Source organism: Comamonas sp. C11 (assembly GCF_024496285.1).
GTDB classification, from domain to species: Bacteria; Pseudomonadota; Gammaproteobacteria; order Burkholderiales; family Burkholderiaceae_C; genus Comamonas; species Comamonas testosteroni_F.
Window position 1 is genome coordinate 2,814,201 of the sequence record NZ_CP101743.1, and the last position, 14,029, is coordinate 2,828,229.

18 protein-coding genes are annotated in these 14,029 nt (G+C 57.8%); 14 read left to right on the plus strand and 4 right to left on the minus strand.

The window, feature by feature from the left end; genetic code table 11:
- Nucleotides 1-298: 298 nt before the first annotated feature.
- Nucleotides 299-649, minus strand: coding sequence for a hypothetical protein (locus NOX35_RS12845; protein ID WP_256496820.1), 351 nt, complete (start codon nt 647-649; stop codon nt 299-301).
- 144 nt (nt 650-793) lie between these two features.
- Here NOX35_RS12845 and NOX35_RS12850 point away from each other — a divergent pair, with 144 nt between their 5' ends.
- From NOX35_RS12850 to NOX35_RS12915, 14 genes are all read left to right on the plus strand, one after another.
- Nucleotides 794-1,054, plus strand: a complete 261-nt coding sequence (locus NOX35_RS12850; protein WP_256496821.1) for a hypothetical protein — start codon at nt 794-796, stop codon at nt 1,052-1,054.
- On the plus strand, nt 1,051-1,404 hold the full coding sequence (locus tag NOX35_RS12855; RefSeq protein ID WP_256496823.1) for a hypothetical protein: 354 nt from the start codon (nt 1,051-1,053) through the stop codon (nt 1,402-1,404). The genes NOX35_RS12850 and NOX35_RS12855 overlap by 4 nt, the downstream gene beginning before the upstream one ends.
- The gene (locus NOX35_RS12860) at nt 1,401-1,760 is read left to right on the plus strand and encodes a hypothetical protein (protein WP_256496824.1); all 360 of its coding nucleotides are present in this window, start codon (nt 1,401-1,403) and stop codon (nt 1,758-1,760) included. Before NOX35_RS12855 ends, NOX35_RS12860 begins: the two co-directional genes overlap by 4 nt.
- Nucleotides 1,750-2,937, plus strand: coding sequence for a phage/plasmid replication protein, II/X family (locus NOX35_RS12865; protein ID WP_256496825.1), 1,188 nt, complete (start codon nt 1,750-1,752; stop codon nt 2,935-2,937). The genes NOX35_RS12860 and NOX35_RS12865 overlap by 11 nt, the downstream gene beginning before the upstream one ends.
- Before the next feature lie 13 nt (nt 2,938-2,950).
- Nucleotides 2,951-3,277 (plus strand): single-stranded DNA-binding protein, encoded by a 327-nt coding sequence (locus tag NOX35_RS12870; RefSeq protein ID WP_256496826.1) that lies wholly within the window; start codon nt 2,951-2,953, stop codon nt 3,275-3,277.
- A 1-nt stretch (nt 3,278) separates the two neighbouring features.
- Nucleotides 3,279-3,635, plus strand: a complete 357-nt coding sequence (locus NOX35_RS12875; RefSeq protein ID WP_256496827.1) for a hypothetical protein — start codon at nt 3,279-3,281, stop codon at nt 3,633-3,635.
- Entirely contained in the window at nt 3,635-3,799 is a 165-nt protein-coding gene (locus NOX35_RS12880) for a hypothetical protein (protein WP_256496828.1), read from the plus strand. Before NOX35_RS12875 ends, NOX35_RS12880 begins: the two co-directional genes overlap by 1 nt.
- A 26-nt stretch (nt 3,800-3,825) precedes the next feature.
- The gene (locus tag NOX35_RS12885) at nt 3,826-4,032 is read left to right on the plus strand and encodes a hypothetical protein (RefSeq protein ID WP_256496829.1); all 207 of its coding nucleotides are present in this window, start codon (nt 3,826-3,828) and stop codon (nt 4,030-4,032) included.
- Nucleotides 4,029-4,286: a major capsid protein gene (locus tag NOX35_RS12890; RefSeq protein WP_256496830.1), complete on the plus strand. Its 258-nt coding sequence runs from the start codon at nt 4,029-4,031 to the stop codon at nt 4,284-4,286. Before NOX35_RS12885 ends, NOX35_RS12890 begins: the two co-directional genes overlap by 4 nt.
- 159 nt (nt 4,287-4,445) lie before the next feature.
- Nucleotides 4,446-5,981 carry a hypothetical protein gene (locus NOX35_RS12895; RefSeq protein WP_256496831.1) on the plus strand — a complete coding sequence of 512 codons (1,536 nt, stop codon included), beginning with the start codon at nt 4,446-4,448 and terminating at the stop codon, nt 5,979-5,981.
- A 3-nt stretch (nt 5,982-5,984) separates the two neighbouring features.
- Nucleotides 5,985-6,287 carry a DUF2523 domain-containing protein gene (locus tag NOX35_RS12900; protein WP_046462558.1) on the plus strand — a complete coding sequence of 101 codons (303 nt, stop codon included), beginning with the start codon at nt 5,985-5,987 and terminating at the stop codon, nt 6,285-6,287.
- A gap of 12 nt (nt 6,288-6,299) precedes the next feature.
- The gene (locus NOX35_RS12905; protein WP_256496832.1) at nt 6,300-7,496 is read left to right on the plus strand and encodes a zonular occludens toxin domain-containing protein; all 1,197 of its coding nucleotides are present in this window, start codon (nt 6,300-6,302) and stop codon (nt 7,494-7,496) included.
- A 196-nt stretch (nt 7,497-7,692) separates the two neighbouring features.
- Entirely contained in the window at nt 7,693-7,920 is a 228-nt protein-coding gene (locus NOX35_RS12910) for a hypothetical protein (RefSeq protein WP_256496833.1), read from the plus strand.
- 543 nt (nt 7,921-8,463) lie between these two features.
- Nucleotides 8,464-8,919 carry a hypothetical protein gene (locus tag NOX35_RS12915; RefSeq protein ID WP_256496834.1) on the plus strand — a complete coding sequence of 152 codons (456 nt, stop codon included), beginning with the start codon at nt 8,464-8,466 and terminating at the stop codon, nt 8,917-8,919.
- Nucleotides 8,920-9,561: 642 nt separating this feature from the next.
- Here the strand turns inward: NOX35_RS12915 and NOX35_RS12920 are convergent.
- The 3 genes from NOX35_RS12920 to NOX35_RS12930 are packed head-to-tail and all read right to left on the minus strand — an operon-like array spanning nt 9,562 to nt 13,935.
- Nucleotides 9,562-10,692, minus strand: coding sequence for a hypothetical protein (locus NOX35_RS12920; RefSeq protein WP_256496835.1), 1,131 nt, complete (start codon nt 10,690-10,692; stop codon nt 9,562-9,564).
- A gap of 1 nt (nt 10,693) precedes the next feature.
- Nucleotides 10,694-13,390, minus strand: coding sequence for a MobH family relaxase (mobH, locus tag NOX35_RS12925; protein WP_256496836.1), 2,697 nt, complete (start codon nt 13,388-13,390; stop codon nt 10,694-10,696).
- Complete coding sequence (locus tag NOX35_RS12930) at nt 13,387-13,935, minus strand: hypothetical protein (protein WP_256496837.1); 549 nt, start codon at nt 13,933-13,935, stop codon at nt 13,387-13,389. Before NOX35_RS12930 ends, mobH begins: the two co-directional genes overlap by 4 nt.
- Nucleotides 13,936-14,029 lie beyond the last annotated feature (94 nt).

Sequence of the window (14,029 nt, forward strand, 5' to 3'; positions counted from 1 at the left end):
CTCGCAAGCTCCTTTTCCATGGTCAAGATTTGCTTGACAAGCCTAGCGTTTTTGCGCTTGATAGATTCAGCTAGTGCGTAGTTGCCCGCTGCATGATTGAAAGCGGTTGCGTCGATGGTAGAAATTCCCCATCGTGATTCCCAAAACAATGCCAAATGAACGGCGCGAGGAGCTTGCCCTCGCGCCGATATTTCTTGATGGTGGATAGCCTGAGGTCTAGGAGACTAGCCATTGCCTAGGTTTCGGCATGCACAACCTTGAGAGACCTGCAATGAGAGGGCGTACTGCTACAAGTAGCCTAGCATTTGTGATTAAACATAATATACAAACCGTCGGCGGCTTGAGTAATGTTTGCTACGGCGGCAGTAGCAGCACCACTAGCACCCATCAGCGTTCCGGCGAGGGCGGCGCCGGTTAGAAACTTGCGCACCATGCGCGATTTGCACGCGCTGTCCTTCTCGCTTTCTAGTGCGGCTACAACAATCCACGCTTGGACATCAAGGCCGAGCTTTTCCGCAAGAACACCCGCCACAGATGGGCTGAGGTGTTCCCGATATTTGGCTGTGTAAAGCACACGCTTAGACAAGCCTAGCTCCTTCGCCCAGGCGCTCAAATCCTTAACCTTTTCAGCTTCGGCTAACAGATTCATTGTGTTTTGCATAGAGCCTCGTACATGTGTTGCGTAAATGTTACCCAACTTGGATAACGCGCGCTTTCTTGGTTGTTATCCAACTTGAGCAATGGTAGCTTCGGGCTGTTACCCAAAGTGGGTAACGCAAAAGGAGCCGCCAGCATGTCGACAACCGCTTACACATCCCCCATAAGTTCTCCACCTGGTCAAGAAGACCAAAGCGCTCGCCTGGCGGCTTCCGCCGAGGTCGGCCAGGTGGAGGGCACCATTCCCCAGGTCTACCAGGACTACATGGCCGACAGGGCCACGCTTGAGGAGATGCTCCTCAATGGGTCGTACAAAAACTGCAGAGAAGAGAGTGCCCTTTGCGCCGGTGTTGCTGCCATCACGAACCTCTTGCGCGACAGAGGTATCGAGGTATGAACACCAGCTACCTGCGCCCGTTCGCTCGCTTCCGAGCTGCTTTGGCCTGGGCACGCTGCCGGTCGATTTCTGCTTTGTGTGCCTCGCGCTCTTTCCGTTCGCTTCGCTTGATGTGCAAGCTCACCGCTGTTGTGATGGCTCCAAAAACGATTGCCGCAGCGACTGCGGCCCAAACGATCCATACGACATCTGCTGATATTGGACTCACGAATTCCTCCCTGTTGCTCTGGGTGATGCTTTTTGTGGGTTGCCAAGTGCTCTCTATGTGCCTGTTCTGGCTGCTCATTGTGCCGTTTCACGATTGGCTGATTGGGCGTCTTGCCGACCTGTTTGGGAGGCGTCTGTCATGAGCATCACGTTCTACATGGGCAAACCAGGTCAGGGCATGTCGTTTTCGGCGGCACGCCTCAATGACGCACACGACCAGGTCACGGCCATGATGCGCCGCCCACATCGCATTGACGATTTGCGCCTCTATGAGCTCTCCAATCGCATCCGCGTGGAGGGCCTTTCGCTTTTGTCCACGAGCACGCTGGATCTCGATTTCCTGGCCTTCCTGGGCCGGGAAAAGGCCGCTGGTCGCACGTATTCATCGCAGGCTCTCGCAAAGCAGGTTTTTTCTCAGGCGGGCGTGGTAGCACCGCCTGAGAGTCCTACCGATAGGATTTCGCCAGTTTTGGGGAAGGGGTCACAAAATGGCCTATGACACCCTCAAGCTGAAGAGCCCATCCATGGACGAATCGTTCGTCCGAGCGATCGAGCAGCAATGCGTTTTGCGCTCCGGTGTTGACCTGGCTACAGGTGCAATGCTGTACGAGCTGCACACAGGCGAGCTTCTCGGTTCCTGGGATTCGCGCATCAGCGTGCGCCCCATGTACGAGGATTGGGTTACGGACAAAAACGGCCGGCCGCGCCTGGCTCCCTGCGAGCCTTACATCCTGGTCGAAGGATCCGTGCACAAGGCCATGATGGGCCACAACGTCTATGGCGGGCCCCGCAACTTCCAGAAGGCTTGCTCGTTCTTCGTCAACCTGGTCGAAAAGCTGCTGGGCGTGGATCTGCCGCCGTCGGGCAATTGGACGGTCCACCGCGTGGACGTTGCCCATGTCTACGCGCTCACGAAACCGGCCTGCAAAGAGTTCTTCGACAGCATCCAGTTGCGTAATTTCCCGCGCCGTCAGAAGAAGGCAGCCAAGTACGACATGGCTGTGTACTTTGCGGGCAAGACAACGACGGTCAAGTTCTATCACAAGGGCTCCGAGTTCAAGGTTCACGACTATGCGCGCCTGCGCAACTACTTCCGTCAAGCCTATGCGCTGATGTACGGAAAGAAGGATATGCGCAACTTCGAGCGCGCAGAAAACAAGCTCAAGGCATTGCAACGCCTGGCCGACAACCGCCTGCGGGTTGAGGTCGAAGTGCACTCCGACAAATTCCAGTACGACTTTGGGCGTAACCCGCTAGTGAGCGAGGTGGACGACGCCTACCTGGAAACGATTCACGACAAAGAAGTAGAGCGCCTCCTGCGCGAAGGGAAGCAAGCCATGGAAACAGTACGCACGACCAAGGCAGTGATGACCCGTTTGCAAAACATTTACGGCAGTACTAGGGGCTTGCAGCTCTATGGCTTCTGGTCTGCCATGTGCACCCAAAACGAAGACGTAATGCGCAAGGAATTCACTCGCTCCACGTTCTTTCGCAATCGTAAGCAGCTTGAAGACGCTGGCGTGTCCTGGCGCTCTTCTGACATCCATGTCACTGCGAACGACAGCCTTGTTCATGACTTCACGCCGCACCGCGTGGACAGGCGTTTCTGCAATGCCCCGGCCAGAAACCGCCCCGAACTCAACTACAGCCGGGACGAACTGCGCTTAGCCGCTTGATGGAGAAATGACGATGAGTGATGCAGCAACTGCCGCGCCTAAGGCCGGTCGACAAATGGGCTTCAACCAGATGATGGTGCGTGGCCGCGTCGAAGAAACACGCCGTCATGGCAACACCAGCTACACGCGCGTTCTGTGCCCTGCGGCCGACGAATACAGCCGTCCTCAGACGCTGGAGATTCGCAGTAAGTCGCGCCTGGGCCAGAAGGGCGAGACCATCACGCAGCTCTGCGTCGTGGGCGGCTACACGCGCAAGGCGTTCCGGGCCACGGATAAGGAGACTGGCGAGACCGCCATGGTCACGCCTGTGGATCACACCGTCGATGCGGTAGAGGACTGACATGGTCCAGGCGCAGCTTGATTTCATCGTCCCGCAGCTCTTCTGGGCCGCTGTTGGTGGCGGCATCTTGGGTGCGTGCCTGGTCAATTGTGTGCTGCTGCTGATTGAAGGTCTCGCCTCTGTTGTCGTTGCATTTTTCGCACGCCGCAACCGCATCGAAAACGCTCGCAAGCGTGCCGCGCTTTTCTCGCGCCTGGCGGTCAAGACTCAAGCCGAGTACGACCGCTTGCTGGTGGAGCTGGCGAACGGCCAGGCTGTACCCGCTGGCGGCGTTGTGGGGCGAGCCTGCGAGACACACGACGCAGCAAGCGCCGGCGCTCAAGCGGTTGCACTGCCACTAACAGCAAAGGAGATCTGATGGACGCGTTTTTGTGTGAAGGCTGTAGTGAGCCGCTGACTGACGAAATGCTGGTGGATGCCTGTGAAGAGGATGAAGACCTGTCCTTTGAAGAGGAGGCCTACGCCAGCAACCTGCCTGGTGCCTGCCCCCATTGCGGCGCTCTTCAATACGACCGCAGCTAAGAGAGATTTTTGTGTACTGCGTATTTGTGACCAACCAGACCTATCAGGAAGTGTCCTGCGACACGCCTGACGCGTATGTGGTCATGACCCGTGTAGAGCTGGCCCAGTACAGCCCGTTCTACATGGATAACGAATCAGCGGTGGCAATTTCAGGGGCCATGCTGTTGGCTATGGCGGTAGCGTTTGTGCTGCGCCAAGTCCGTAACTCCCTGAGTTCAAAGGAAGAAGAATGAAGACCCAAATCAACGCTGTGAAGCGCCGTGCTCTGCTCGCTCCTGCCAAGCTGGCTACGGCTGGTAAGGCTCTGGCGGCTGGCTCGACCTTGGCATTGGCATCTGGTGCGCATGCTGCCGGTGTGACGATCGACACGACTGACATTGTTTCGACCATCACAGGTGGCGTGACAGCTATCTCCGCTATCGGTGTGGCTGTGATCTCGCTGGTTGTCGTGATCAAGCTCTACAAGTGGGTCCAGCGCGTGCTGTAAGCGCGTGCGGCGGGCCTTGATGGCCTGCTGGTTTCTGGGGCGCTCACGCTGATGTGTGGGCGCCTTTTTTCATGCCAGGGAGGGCTACGAAATGGGGTTCTGGATCGTTATCACGATGGTGCTGTGCGGCTGCATCATCTTTTGGCCGTGAGGTGCGTTATGGCTCATCTGTTCCGCCTGATTCTTGTGCTGCTTCTGCCTGTGCTTGGTGCTAATGTGGCTATGGCTGCTGTCCCCAAGGTTGACGGTTTCCGCGTTCAGTATGGCACTAATGTCTCTATGGTCTATCTCACACTGGCGGGCGCTTGTGGTGACCCCTTGGCTGAGACTTATGCGAAGCAGCTCGTCCGTGGACAACCGGGGGCGTACACATCGCATCAATTGCGTGTTGAGATGAATGGGCCTACCGAGGAATGCGCTGTTTATGGCTTTGGTGGTTTTGCTAGGCCAGAGGGTACGTGGGTGGGGGCTGTTCCTATCGCCAAATCTGTGCAAATCTGTCCTGCGAACTCGACGGCCTCTCAGATTGGCAATGGCTGCCAATGCGACAAGGGCTATTTCGAGCTGGGCGGGCAGTGCGTGTCTGCTGAGACTCCGGACGCTAAATGCGCTGGTGACTTCAACATGTCCGGCTTCGGTGTCGGCAATGGCACGCTGAGCCAGACTGTCACGCTTAAAGGTGATGTTCCATCCGGGACTATGTGTCATCCCCATAGCTCGCCTACGTCTGGCTGCACAGTGCAGTTTCGTGCGGACAAGGTGGTCGAAATGCCTGATGGCTCAAAGCAGACGATTGGGCAATACGGCATGTACAAGGGTCCACCGGGCGAAGTGCAGGGCAAGGCCTGTGACATACCTGCAGAGCAGCCCGGTGAAGGCACGGAGGTCGAAGCCAACTGCAAAAAATCTGGCTATGCCGGTAGCGAATCGGTCGGCGGTCGCAAAGTGTGCCTAGACGCTCCGGAGTGCCCTGGCGGCTTTGGCGGTGAAGTGAATGGCGTGTCCGTTTGCGTGAAAGATGAAGGCACAAACATCGTCAAGAGCGAGAAGAAGACAGAGAAGAAAAACGCCGACGGCAGTACTGAGAAGAAGACTGAAAAAACGACTTGCCAAGGCAAGGAATGCAAGACCGAAACCACGACCACGACAACGCCTGCTGGTGGCGGATCTTCGGTCACGAACGTCACCAACGTGTCGCAGTCCAAGGACGACTACTGCAAGAACAATGCGGATTCTGCGCAGTGCAAAGGCGACTCAAAGGGCGATGGCAAGGACGGTGGCGGCAGCTTCGGCGGTTCCTGCGAAGGTGGCTTTACCTGCGAAGGCGATGCTTTGCAATGTGCGCAGCTCAAGGAGCAATACAAGCACAACTGTGAAACCATGGGTAAGGACAAGGACGCCAACAGTCTGACTAACAAAGCGTTGAACGGTACTGACGACAAGTCTGCTGATGCCATGAAGGAAAGCGCGGGCCAGGTCAACGTAGGCAGCTCATTCGATCAGACCGGCCTTGGCTGGGTCAGCTCTTGCCCCGCAGACCCAACTATTCCATTGAATTTTGGCGGTCGCGGTGGTGACCTGGTTATTCCCTTCAGCCGCATTTGCGGGCCCCTGGGCGTGCTTTCTCTGGCTGGGGTAGGCATAACCCTGCTCGGTTGCGGCGTGTGGGTTCTAGGCGGCAAGAAAGAGAGCTAAACCATGCCAATGATTGTTTCGTGGATCCTCGCCGGCCTGATTCAGGTTGCAGGTAGCCTGGTCGGCCGCGTGCTGCTCGCGCTCGGTTTCGGCTTCGTTGAGTACGTCGGTTTCAGCGCGCTCATAGACAACATCAAGAGCCAGGCTAGCAGCCTGATAGGCGCGGTCGGTAGCTCCGAGCTCGCCGCCTGGGCCGGCTTCTTTCGCATTGACGTGCATCTGTCCATCATCTTGTCGGCCATTGGCGTCAAGGTGATGCTCAACGCGTTGGGCGGCGACAAGGTGCGCCGCCTGGTACAAAAATAAGAGGGGATCGACATGCCTATCAACTTCGTGACGGGCTTGCCCCGACAAGGCAAAACGCTGTTCACGTTCATCCAGGTCAAGGAACGCGCGGCCAAGGAAAACCGCCCGGTTTACTACTGCAACATTCCAGAGGTTACGCTGCCAGGCTGGACGGAGATTGCGCATCCTGATGAATGGATGAACTGCCCTAATGACTCCATCATCGTCGTCGATGAGCTGCAGGATTTCTGGGGCATGGCCCCGCCTGGCTCTAAGGTGCCTGCGCCGATCTTGGAGCTGTCCAAGCATGGCAAGCGTGGCATCGATTTCTACTTCATCACGCAGGACCCGCAGCTCGTGCACGTCACGCCGCGCAAGCTCTGCGAGATCCACTGGCATGTGGTGCGCGCCTTCGGCTCAGAAAACGCCATCGCGCACAAATTCAACCGCATGCAGACCGACCCCGAGCGGGTAAAAAAAAAGAGCGAGAAGCTCCCGTGGCGATATCCAAAGGAAGCGTTTGGAAAAAAGGACAAAGCCGGAAACTGGATATCAAAGCCTTGGTACAAGAGTGCCGATGTGCACAACATCAAGAGGCAGATCCCGCTCAAGGTCTGGGCAATACCCGGCGTATTGGTACTCGCTGCGTTAGCTGTCTGGGGTGGAATCACACTTTTTGGAAAGACGCTCGATAAAGCCAAGGGTGGTGTGCCTGGTCAAGCTGTGGCCACCGCGCCAGGCGCAACAGCTGCTGCACCTGGTCAGCCTGGCCAGGCCGGTGCGTCAGCCAAAGCAGCACCGCGCACAGCCGCGCAATATTTGGCTGACTACAAGCCGAGGATTGAAGGCTTTCCGCATACCGCTCCTGCTTACGACCAGGTCACCCAGCCCGTTGAGGCACCGTATCCCGCTGCCTGCGTCATCATGAAGTCCAAGGGCTGTAAATGCTTCACGCAGCAGGCCACGCTGATGACCGTCAGCGATGACGTGTGCAAGCAGATCGTGGAGAAGGGTTATTTCGTCGACTGGCGCATGCCGCAACGTCAAGTGTCAGAGCGGCCGCAGCAGACCGCGGCGAAGGATGAAAAGCACCAGGTGCAGCAACAGCCCATGCCGGTAGCTCAGCCCGTCCAGGTGGCCCAGCAGCAGCCACAGCAAAAGAAGGATCTGGGGTATCTGGAGAGCCTGGCAATGCGCAATGCCCAGGTTCGGTCGAATCTCATGGAGTGATTCGCAGATGTATGAATTTGCACGTAATATTTACTACAAATAATGTAGCAAACATTACATGATTGGCGCGTGATTGAGTGGATTTTGCCACAGGTAAAACAGGCTTGAGGATTTCGTCGGGGAAATCGCAGATTTTCACGATGAAACCGCAGGGCCGCGCCTTGATTCCGGCCAGGCTTAAGAGGAGGGGAGTCCAATGAGCCGCATCAGCCTAAAGACCAGGCCGACGCCTGATGAGCTGCTCACGCTGGTTCAAGCCGGCCACCAGGTCGACTTTGAGCAATGGAGCGTCGGCGAGATGAGCGGATGGATTTGGGCCACCAATCCCTATGGCCGTGACTGCTGCTGTGTGGATGTGACAGCTGCAGGATGCGAAAGCATTCTGCGAGCAGTTGCGGATGACGCGCATGAACGTGAGTGGTAGATAAGCCAGAGGATTTTGCCGGGGAGGTCGTAGACCTTCTCGGTGAAACCGCAGGGCGGTGTCTGGGTAGTCACTGAACCCCGGAAGTTAGGCCGAGAGGCAGAAACAGAAGGTTGTCAGTGGTCATGGGAGGATTTCGGCGGGGAGACTGGAACAGTCTTCACGGTGAAACCGCAGCATGAAAGCAGGGCAAAGAGAAAAAAAGGGGAAGGGTCTGGGCAAAGCCCAGCTCAGGAGAGCTTGAGGGAGTTGCACCAGGTGCGCGCATGCCTCGTTTGAGGCTCAGGACTTCGCAGTTCGCCTCACGCCGCGCGACAGACCGGACGTCAAGATGCGAACCGCCAGGCAGCGCGCCGGTGTTTGACCAGGTCAAACCACGAATCCAACAGCATGCCGCGTCCCGCAGCTCTTGCAAGGCGAAGCGCATAGACGGAAGGCGTGCACCTGGTGAATAGCAGGGGGTGGATCACTCGCCCTGAAAAACCGGTATTGGTGCGTCAGCACTCTTGTCCCATAAACTCAGCAAGATAAGGAGGAGGGGATATGGCCCGTTATATGGCGAATGAACCGGAGAGCACATTTTTTATGGACGTGCTCAAAATCGCGCTTGGCGTGTTTATTGGTGGCCTCTTGGCTGCGCTTGCGTACACCAAAATAATCGCAATTGGCGTTGAATATGCTGCGGATCAAGCTACAGCGGCAATGAAAAGAGATCTTCAAAAAATGAAGGCTCAAGAGGAGCAATCGCGCTTGCAAGCTGAGCAACGACGCCAGCAACAAGACGCTCAGAACCGAGCAGCACAGGCGGCCGCTCAGCAGCAAGCATTTCAACGTCAACAGGCAGAAGAAGCGCAGAAGGCATTTGAAGCACGTAGAGAAGCTGCTTGGAAGCGCACATTTAGGCCGACTCAGATCTGTACCGACGATCCATTGACGGTCGAATGTATTGACGCCGCAAATGCGTCAAGACGCCGTTTTTATGCTCAGTACAAGGATTAGCCAACGCTGAAAATGGGGAGATTGGCTGGGCCTGTTTCAGTCCTGGTTATCTCTGCTTCCAGTTTGGCTATTTGATCCTTTAAGCGCTCGTTTTGTCGTTCAAGCGCTTTGGCTTGGGCGAAATATGTGGAAGTACGAAGCCCAGAAATTGATTCGATGTACTGAATGCCCCAGACTGATTCCCAGAACAGCGCTAGATGGATGGGTCTGGGTGCCTGGCCTTTGGTGCGATATCTGCGCAATGTCGCTGGAGAAATGTCTAGCAGCCTTGCTTTCTGTTCAATGTTGCCGGGGACGTTTTCCAGGATGCTGAGGAAGTGAGGGAGATGTGCAGGGTATGGTGCTCTAAACATCAACTGACGTTGGAGCAATCGTTATGAAAGTTGGAGCGTTGTTAGCTTTGTCTGCAGTCGCAGCCTTAGGCGAACCGCAATACGATTAAACATAATATACATCGTATCTAGTAGATAAGCTCTAAAAATAGGAGCGCTAAGACTCTGATTTCTATGGCTTTTGGCGGACCTCACGGCCAGCAACGCTACTACAACCTCTTACCCAAATTCAGCGAGAAGAACAACTCACCTCGTTGACGCACGGTTCGCACTCTAAGGACTTCGCTCCCAACTGTCAAACATTTTTGTTTCACCTGTCATGTTTTGGCGGCTCAGGCATTGAGTCGATTGCTACAAACTCGCAAGCATCAGGCCAACCATGAGCGGCCAATGGGTCGCCGCACTTCTTGCACGGACTTAGGTCGAACTCGTCCTGCTCGTCGTCCCCAGAGTCAATGTCGCCACAGCCCATTGGGCAGCAGTCTGGATCTAGGCCATGGCTGCAGAAACCGTCATCTCTCTGCATTTGTGCGGCCACTGCGCGCTCCACAGGCGTTGTGTATCCGTGCTCAGTAGCGATCTCGATGGCACGAGCCCGCAGGAGCTCGGGGACCTGCTGCAGCGCCAGGTCGATGCTGGCTCCGACGCGCAGCTCGTAGGTCTCGTACACCAGGCCACAGCCCCGATTGGCAGCGTCCGACAAGGCTGCGCACTTCGCTGCCCAGTCGTTTTCCGAGAAGACTTCCGCCTCGCGAGCTGGTGCCACTTCGAGCGCTACGACACTTGGAGACGTAGTAGTAGTTCTTTGTATAGAAGACCCTTGTATATAGAGTGCAGGAAACGGCAAATCCAGTTTGCAGGTTTCGGCAGACGTTTTTGGCTCAAGTTTGCAGGTTTCGGCAGCCAATTGAGGCTCCAGTTTGCAGGTTTCGGCAAGCGGCTTTGGGGCATGCTTGATGACTTGGCCAAGCCATTGGCCATCGACGTAATCGAGTAGCCCCTCCAGGACGGCCTGCCGCTCGTCATCGGTCATGGGGCGACCTGGGCATTGCGTGGGCAAGGCCCTGCCAGATCCGCCGCAGTTCCTGCACTGGGTACGATCGTGGCCGATGCTGTGGAGTGAAAAGACAGCGGCCCGTGGCGCTGGCTGGTCGGAGTCCATCATGGTGCGATCGATGTGCTCGAGCTCAGCAATGACGGCTGGGCAGACTGGCATCAATCCATTGCCTGGCGGCCAGCGCTGCAGCCACATGACCTGATCCGGGTATTTGAGGCCGAGCTTTGCGTGGTGCCAGGTCAAACTGCCTTCGGCAAAAGCACTGAGCACGTTCCATCGGTGCCGCAGCCGAAACAAGAAGCTACGCGATTTCCATAGCTCTAGGCGCTTGTCTGGCGCGGTGTTGTCGCCAATCTCGTAATCAGTTGAGCAGGTGGATTTCATATCAAACCATCTTCAATGCGGGATTGCTGGGGGGGATGGGCTGGACCCACCGGCCTGGGCTGGTGAGGACAACACAGGACAGATGGGCCACTACCGTGCCGCGGCTGTGGATCTCATAGCGGACGATGTTTGTGCGGTTCGCGGCTGGCAGGTGCCAGCCACACTTGATGACCTCCCGCTGGGTCTTGGTGCTCAGCTCGTCGACGGTGAGATCCTCGTGGCCGTCCTCACGGTCGCCATGGCGTGCGTACTCCTTGAAAATCTTGGGCGATACCAGGGCCATGCCCTCCTCCACGAAGTGAATCGCCGCGCCGGTCTCATTGAACTTGAGCTCGCGATTGACCAGGCCCATTTGCACCCACTGCATGAAAGCCAGAGCCAAGGGGCTAGGCTCGGGTGGCGGCTTGTCGGGGTTTTCGTCGATGTCGGGCAGCGGCTGCAGCAGGAGAACCGGCCCTGGTGTTGCTGCGGCCGCCGGCGGCGGACTTGCAGTGACGGTGCGTCCCTTGAGTACGGGCAGGTCATCGAGCTCGTCCAGCTCAGCGGCCATGCGCTTGAACTCGGCACTCACGCTTTGAGAGCGCGGCACTTGGTCATGACGTAGCTCATGGGCGGGATGCTTAGGCGCGTTTGGCGCTGGCGGCGGCGCAGCTGCTGCAGGTTTGACAGAAGGCGGCCTTGCGGCCGCAGTTGCGGCAGCTTGGGGCGGCTGGTGCAAGGTGGCGGGCTGAGGAGGCGCAGCTGGTGGTGGCACCGCTGCGGCATCTTGGAATGGTTGCTCCATGGGCGCTACGCCCTTCTCTGCCGGCTGTGGGTTCTTGGCCGGCTTGTTCTTTTTGCCAGGCTTGTCCGATGCTGTTGCAGATTCGGATGGATCGAGGAAGTAGCTGCCCTCGCTGTCGCCCTGCAAATACGCGGCTTCGCCGTTGTCGAGGCTGTCGTAGTCCAGCTTCAATGGGGAGGGCACGCCGGATCTCGATGCTGCCCCAGCTTCAAACTCGTCGTAGGCTGTTTCAGCTTGGGTCTGCTGCACTGGCGCCGTAGGCGCTCCAACTGCCAAGACTGCCGCAGTTTGGGATGGAGTTTCTGGTGCAGTGGTCTTAGCTGCTGCCGCACTGGTTGCCGCAGGCCTGGGCTTTGCCGCAGCATTCGGCGGCTTGGTAAAAGTGGGCTCCCGCATGATGGCAGCATGCTTTTTAGCTTCTGCCGCATCCTGGGGCCGTTGCTTCGCAAGCTTTGCCGCAACCTGGGATGGTTGGGCTGAGGATGCCGCAGCTGCAGCTGCAGGTGCATTGGCATCGATTGCTGCCGCAGATTCCGATGCACTGAGAGTTGCAGCAGCTTGATGTTCGTCCTGCCCTGCTCCATCCTTGCGACGGTCGCGGATCTCCAGGCGCCCGCGCATGGCGGCCGGGTACTTGCTCTCGTGGTTGAACAGCTTGGCCAGCGGGAACTTGAGCATGGCAAAGTCATGCATGTAGGCCCCCTGCTCTGACCCATCCTCGGCGTAACCGTGCACTGTGACATGCCAGACGGCCTGGCCGCTGGCAGGGTTGAGCTCGATCGCGCCGTAGTCCTGCCAGGTGTCGAATAGCCGGTCGTTCTTTGCGTTGCCAGGCACGCTTTCGTCGGGCTCGTTTGCTTGGATGTGCTCTCGCACGGTATCAGCGAGGCGCTTGGCCACGAACCAGATCGCCCCCTCGAACACCCAACCTGCCGCACCATTGCGGTTCAGCGGGAGTTGTGTGCCAGCTTGGAGCATGGTCCTCATGGATTGCATCAGCAGCTCGATGAGAGGCACAGCCTTGGCCGTGGCGAAGCGGGCCTTGGAGCCTTTTTGCAAGGCGCGCTGCGTGGACAGCTGGTCGGCCCGCTTGACGATCTTGGCAACGAGACTGTCCTTGTCCTGGCCGGTGAGGTATTGCTCCAGGGCATCCAAGGCTGTGGGCGTGTGCGCCAGGAATCGCAGCGCACTTTCTGGCGCAATGCGGGGTAGCAGCAGCTGGGCAAGTTTGGCATGGGCGCTGTAATCGCGCTGCCCCTTGGGCGCAAAGTCCACCAGGTACTCGGCAGTGCGTTGGCCAGCGATCTGAGACAGGCTTCCGCCTGCAGGTGCCCAACGGATTGGATCGTTCTCGCCGACTGGACGCCACGCGATACGTAGGTCGGTCATCGGCTTGGCGATGTCATGCAGCAGGGCGCAGAAGAACACCACATAGGTCCACTGATCGCGCTGGGCGTCAACGATCTCGATCTGGCTTCCGCCTGGCAGCAGATGGGCATTGCGCCAGGTCATGGCCGCAAGCAGCATTTCGATGGTGTGCGACAGCAGGCCGCCTGCGTGGGCGTGGTGGTGCGCTTCGGAGGCCGGCATGAGCTGCACGAACTCGGCGTACCGTCGAATCGCTGGCAGCAGGTCCCGTTCCCAAATGGCCTGCGACTGATGCGACTGGCTCCAGATCTGGGTGATAGCCCGTTCTGCGCGGACCGTGGCCAGCAGCTGCTGGGCATTGAGCACGCGCAACCATCCGGGCTCACTGCCCGCGATGTGGATCTCGTCTGGCTTGAGTGGCAGATGTTGAGCGCCCGTCGATACTGGCGCGTCGGGGAGCGGCAGCGGGCCTGCAGGCGCAGACTGCACGGGCTTGGCCTTGCTCCAGGGCACCATCGCAAGCAACTTTGAAGCAATACTCTTCACGCGCACTCCTCTTGGAGCAGGATTCGAGCGAAGTGCTGGGCACGCGCTGACTTGCCATCGGTGGGTGTCCAGATAGACAGTTCCTCCCCCGGCTGGCCCAGCGCGAGGAAGTCCATGAAACTCTGCTGCAGCGGGTTCCATTTGATGCGTGAGGCGATGCCGTCGCGGCCCCAGTCGCCGCATGTGTGCACGAACGGCTGCGCCACGACTCGCATGACAAAGCCGTGCCAGTTCTTCTCTTGCTGAGGTTTGGGCACATGCGGCATTTTGGGATGGTCAGCAACCAGCTGCAGCAGGATTGAGCGCACGCAGAAGATTGGGTCAAGCTCCTCCTCCAGATGCTGCTCCAGCCCCTCAAAGCGACCTAACCAACGCATGAGCGGATTGGTTTTGCTGGCAAGGCCCAGCAGCTGCAGGCTGTCTGCGATAGCGAATATCGAGCAGCCTCGATCAAGCGGATCTCGGCCTAGAAATGGTGGATCACTGTTGGCTCTCTGCTGGATGTGCTGACTATGTAGGTGCGGTGCGCGGGCGAGGTCGTCCATGGGGCGCAACCGTACCTAGTGCGCCCTCACCTGTCAGCGCGAAACCCTGCGGTGATGACCGGAGGCTTTTCGCTTGATCTCCAGTCCCAGATAT

What these genes read in the sequence shown, in the direction of transcription:
- NOX35_RS12905 (WP_256496832.1), top strand. Translation starts at nt 6,300, where the DNA reads ATGCCTATCAACTTCGTGACGGGCTTGCCCCGACAAGGCAAAACGCTG.
- NOX35_RS12865 (WP_256496825.1), top strand. Translation starts at nt 1,750, where the DNA reads ATGGCCTATGACACCCTCAAGCTGAAGAGCCCATCCATGGACGAATCG.
- NOX35_RS12870 (WP_256496826.1), top strand. Translation starts at nt 2,951, where the DNA reads ATGAGTGATGCAGCAACTGCCGCGCCTAAGGCCGGTCGACAAATGGGC.
- NOX35_RS12910 (WP_256496833.1), top strand. Translation starts at nt 7,693, where the DNA reads ATGAGCCGCATCAGCCTAAAGACCAGGCCGACGCCTGATGAGCTGCTC.
- NOX35_RS12855 (WP_256496823.1), top strand. Translation starts at nt 1,051, where the DNA reads ATGAACACCAGCTACCTGCGCCCGTTCGCTCGCTTCCGAGCTGCTTTG.
- NOX35_RS12930 (WP_256496837.1), bottom strand. Translation starts at nt 13,935, where the DNA reads ATGGACGACCTCGCCCGCGCACCGCACCTACATAGTCAGCACATCCAG.
- NOX35_RS12890 (WP_256496830.1), top strand. Translation starts at nt 4,029, where the DNA reads ATGAAGACCCAAATCAACGCTGTGAAGCGCCGTGCTCTGCTCGCTCCT.
- NOX35_RS12875 (WP_256496827.1), top strand. Translation starts at nt 3,279, where the DNA reads ATGGTCCAGGCGCAGCTTGATTTCATCGTCCCGCAGCTCTTCTGGGCC.
- NOX35_RS12900 (WP_046462558.1), top strand. Translation starts at nt 5,985, where the DNA reads ATGCCAATGATTGTTTCGTGGATCCTCGCCGGCCTGATTCAGGTTGCA.
- NOX35_RS12845 (WP_256496820.1), bottom strand. Translation starts at nt 649, where the DNA reads ATGAATCTGTTAGCCGAAGCTGAAAAGGTTAAGGATTTGAGCGCCTGG.
- NOX35_RS12880 (WP_256496828.1), top strand. Translation starts at nt 3,635, where the DNA reads ATGGACGCGTTTTTGTGTGAAGGCTGTAGTGAGCCGCTGACTGACGAA.
- NOX35_RS12860 (WP_256496824.1), top strand. Translation starts at nt 1,401, where the DNA reads ATGAGCATCACGTTCTACATGGGCAAACCAGGTCAGGGCATGTCGTTT.
- NOX35_RS12850 (WP_256496821.1), top strand. Translation starts at nt 794, where the DNA reads ATGTCGACAACCGCTTACACATCCCCCATAAGTTCTCCACCTGGTCAA.
- NOX35_RS12915 (WP_256496834.1), top strand. Translation starts at nt 8,464, where the DNA reads ATGGCCCGTTATATGGCGAATGAACCGGAGAGCACATTTTTTATGGAC.
- NOX35_RS12920 (WP_256496835.1), bottom strand. Translation starts at nt 10,692, where the DNA reads ATGAAATCCACCTGCTCAACTGATTACGAGATTGGCGACAACACCGCG.
- NOX35_RS12895 (WP_256496831.1), top strand. Translation starts at nt 4,446, where the DNA reads ATGGCTCATCTGTTCCGCCTGATTCTTGTGCTGCTTCTGCCTGTGCTT.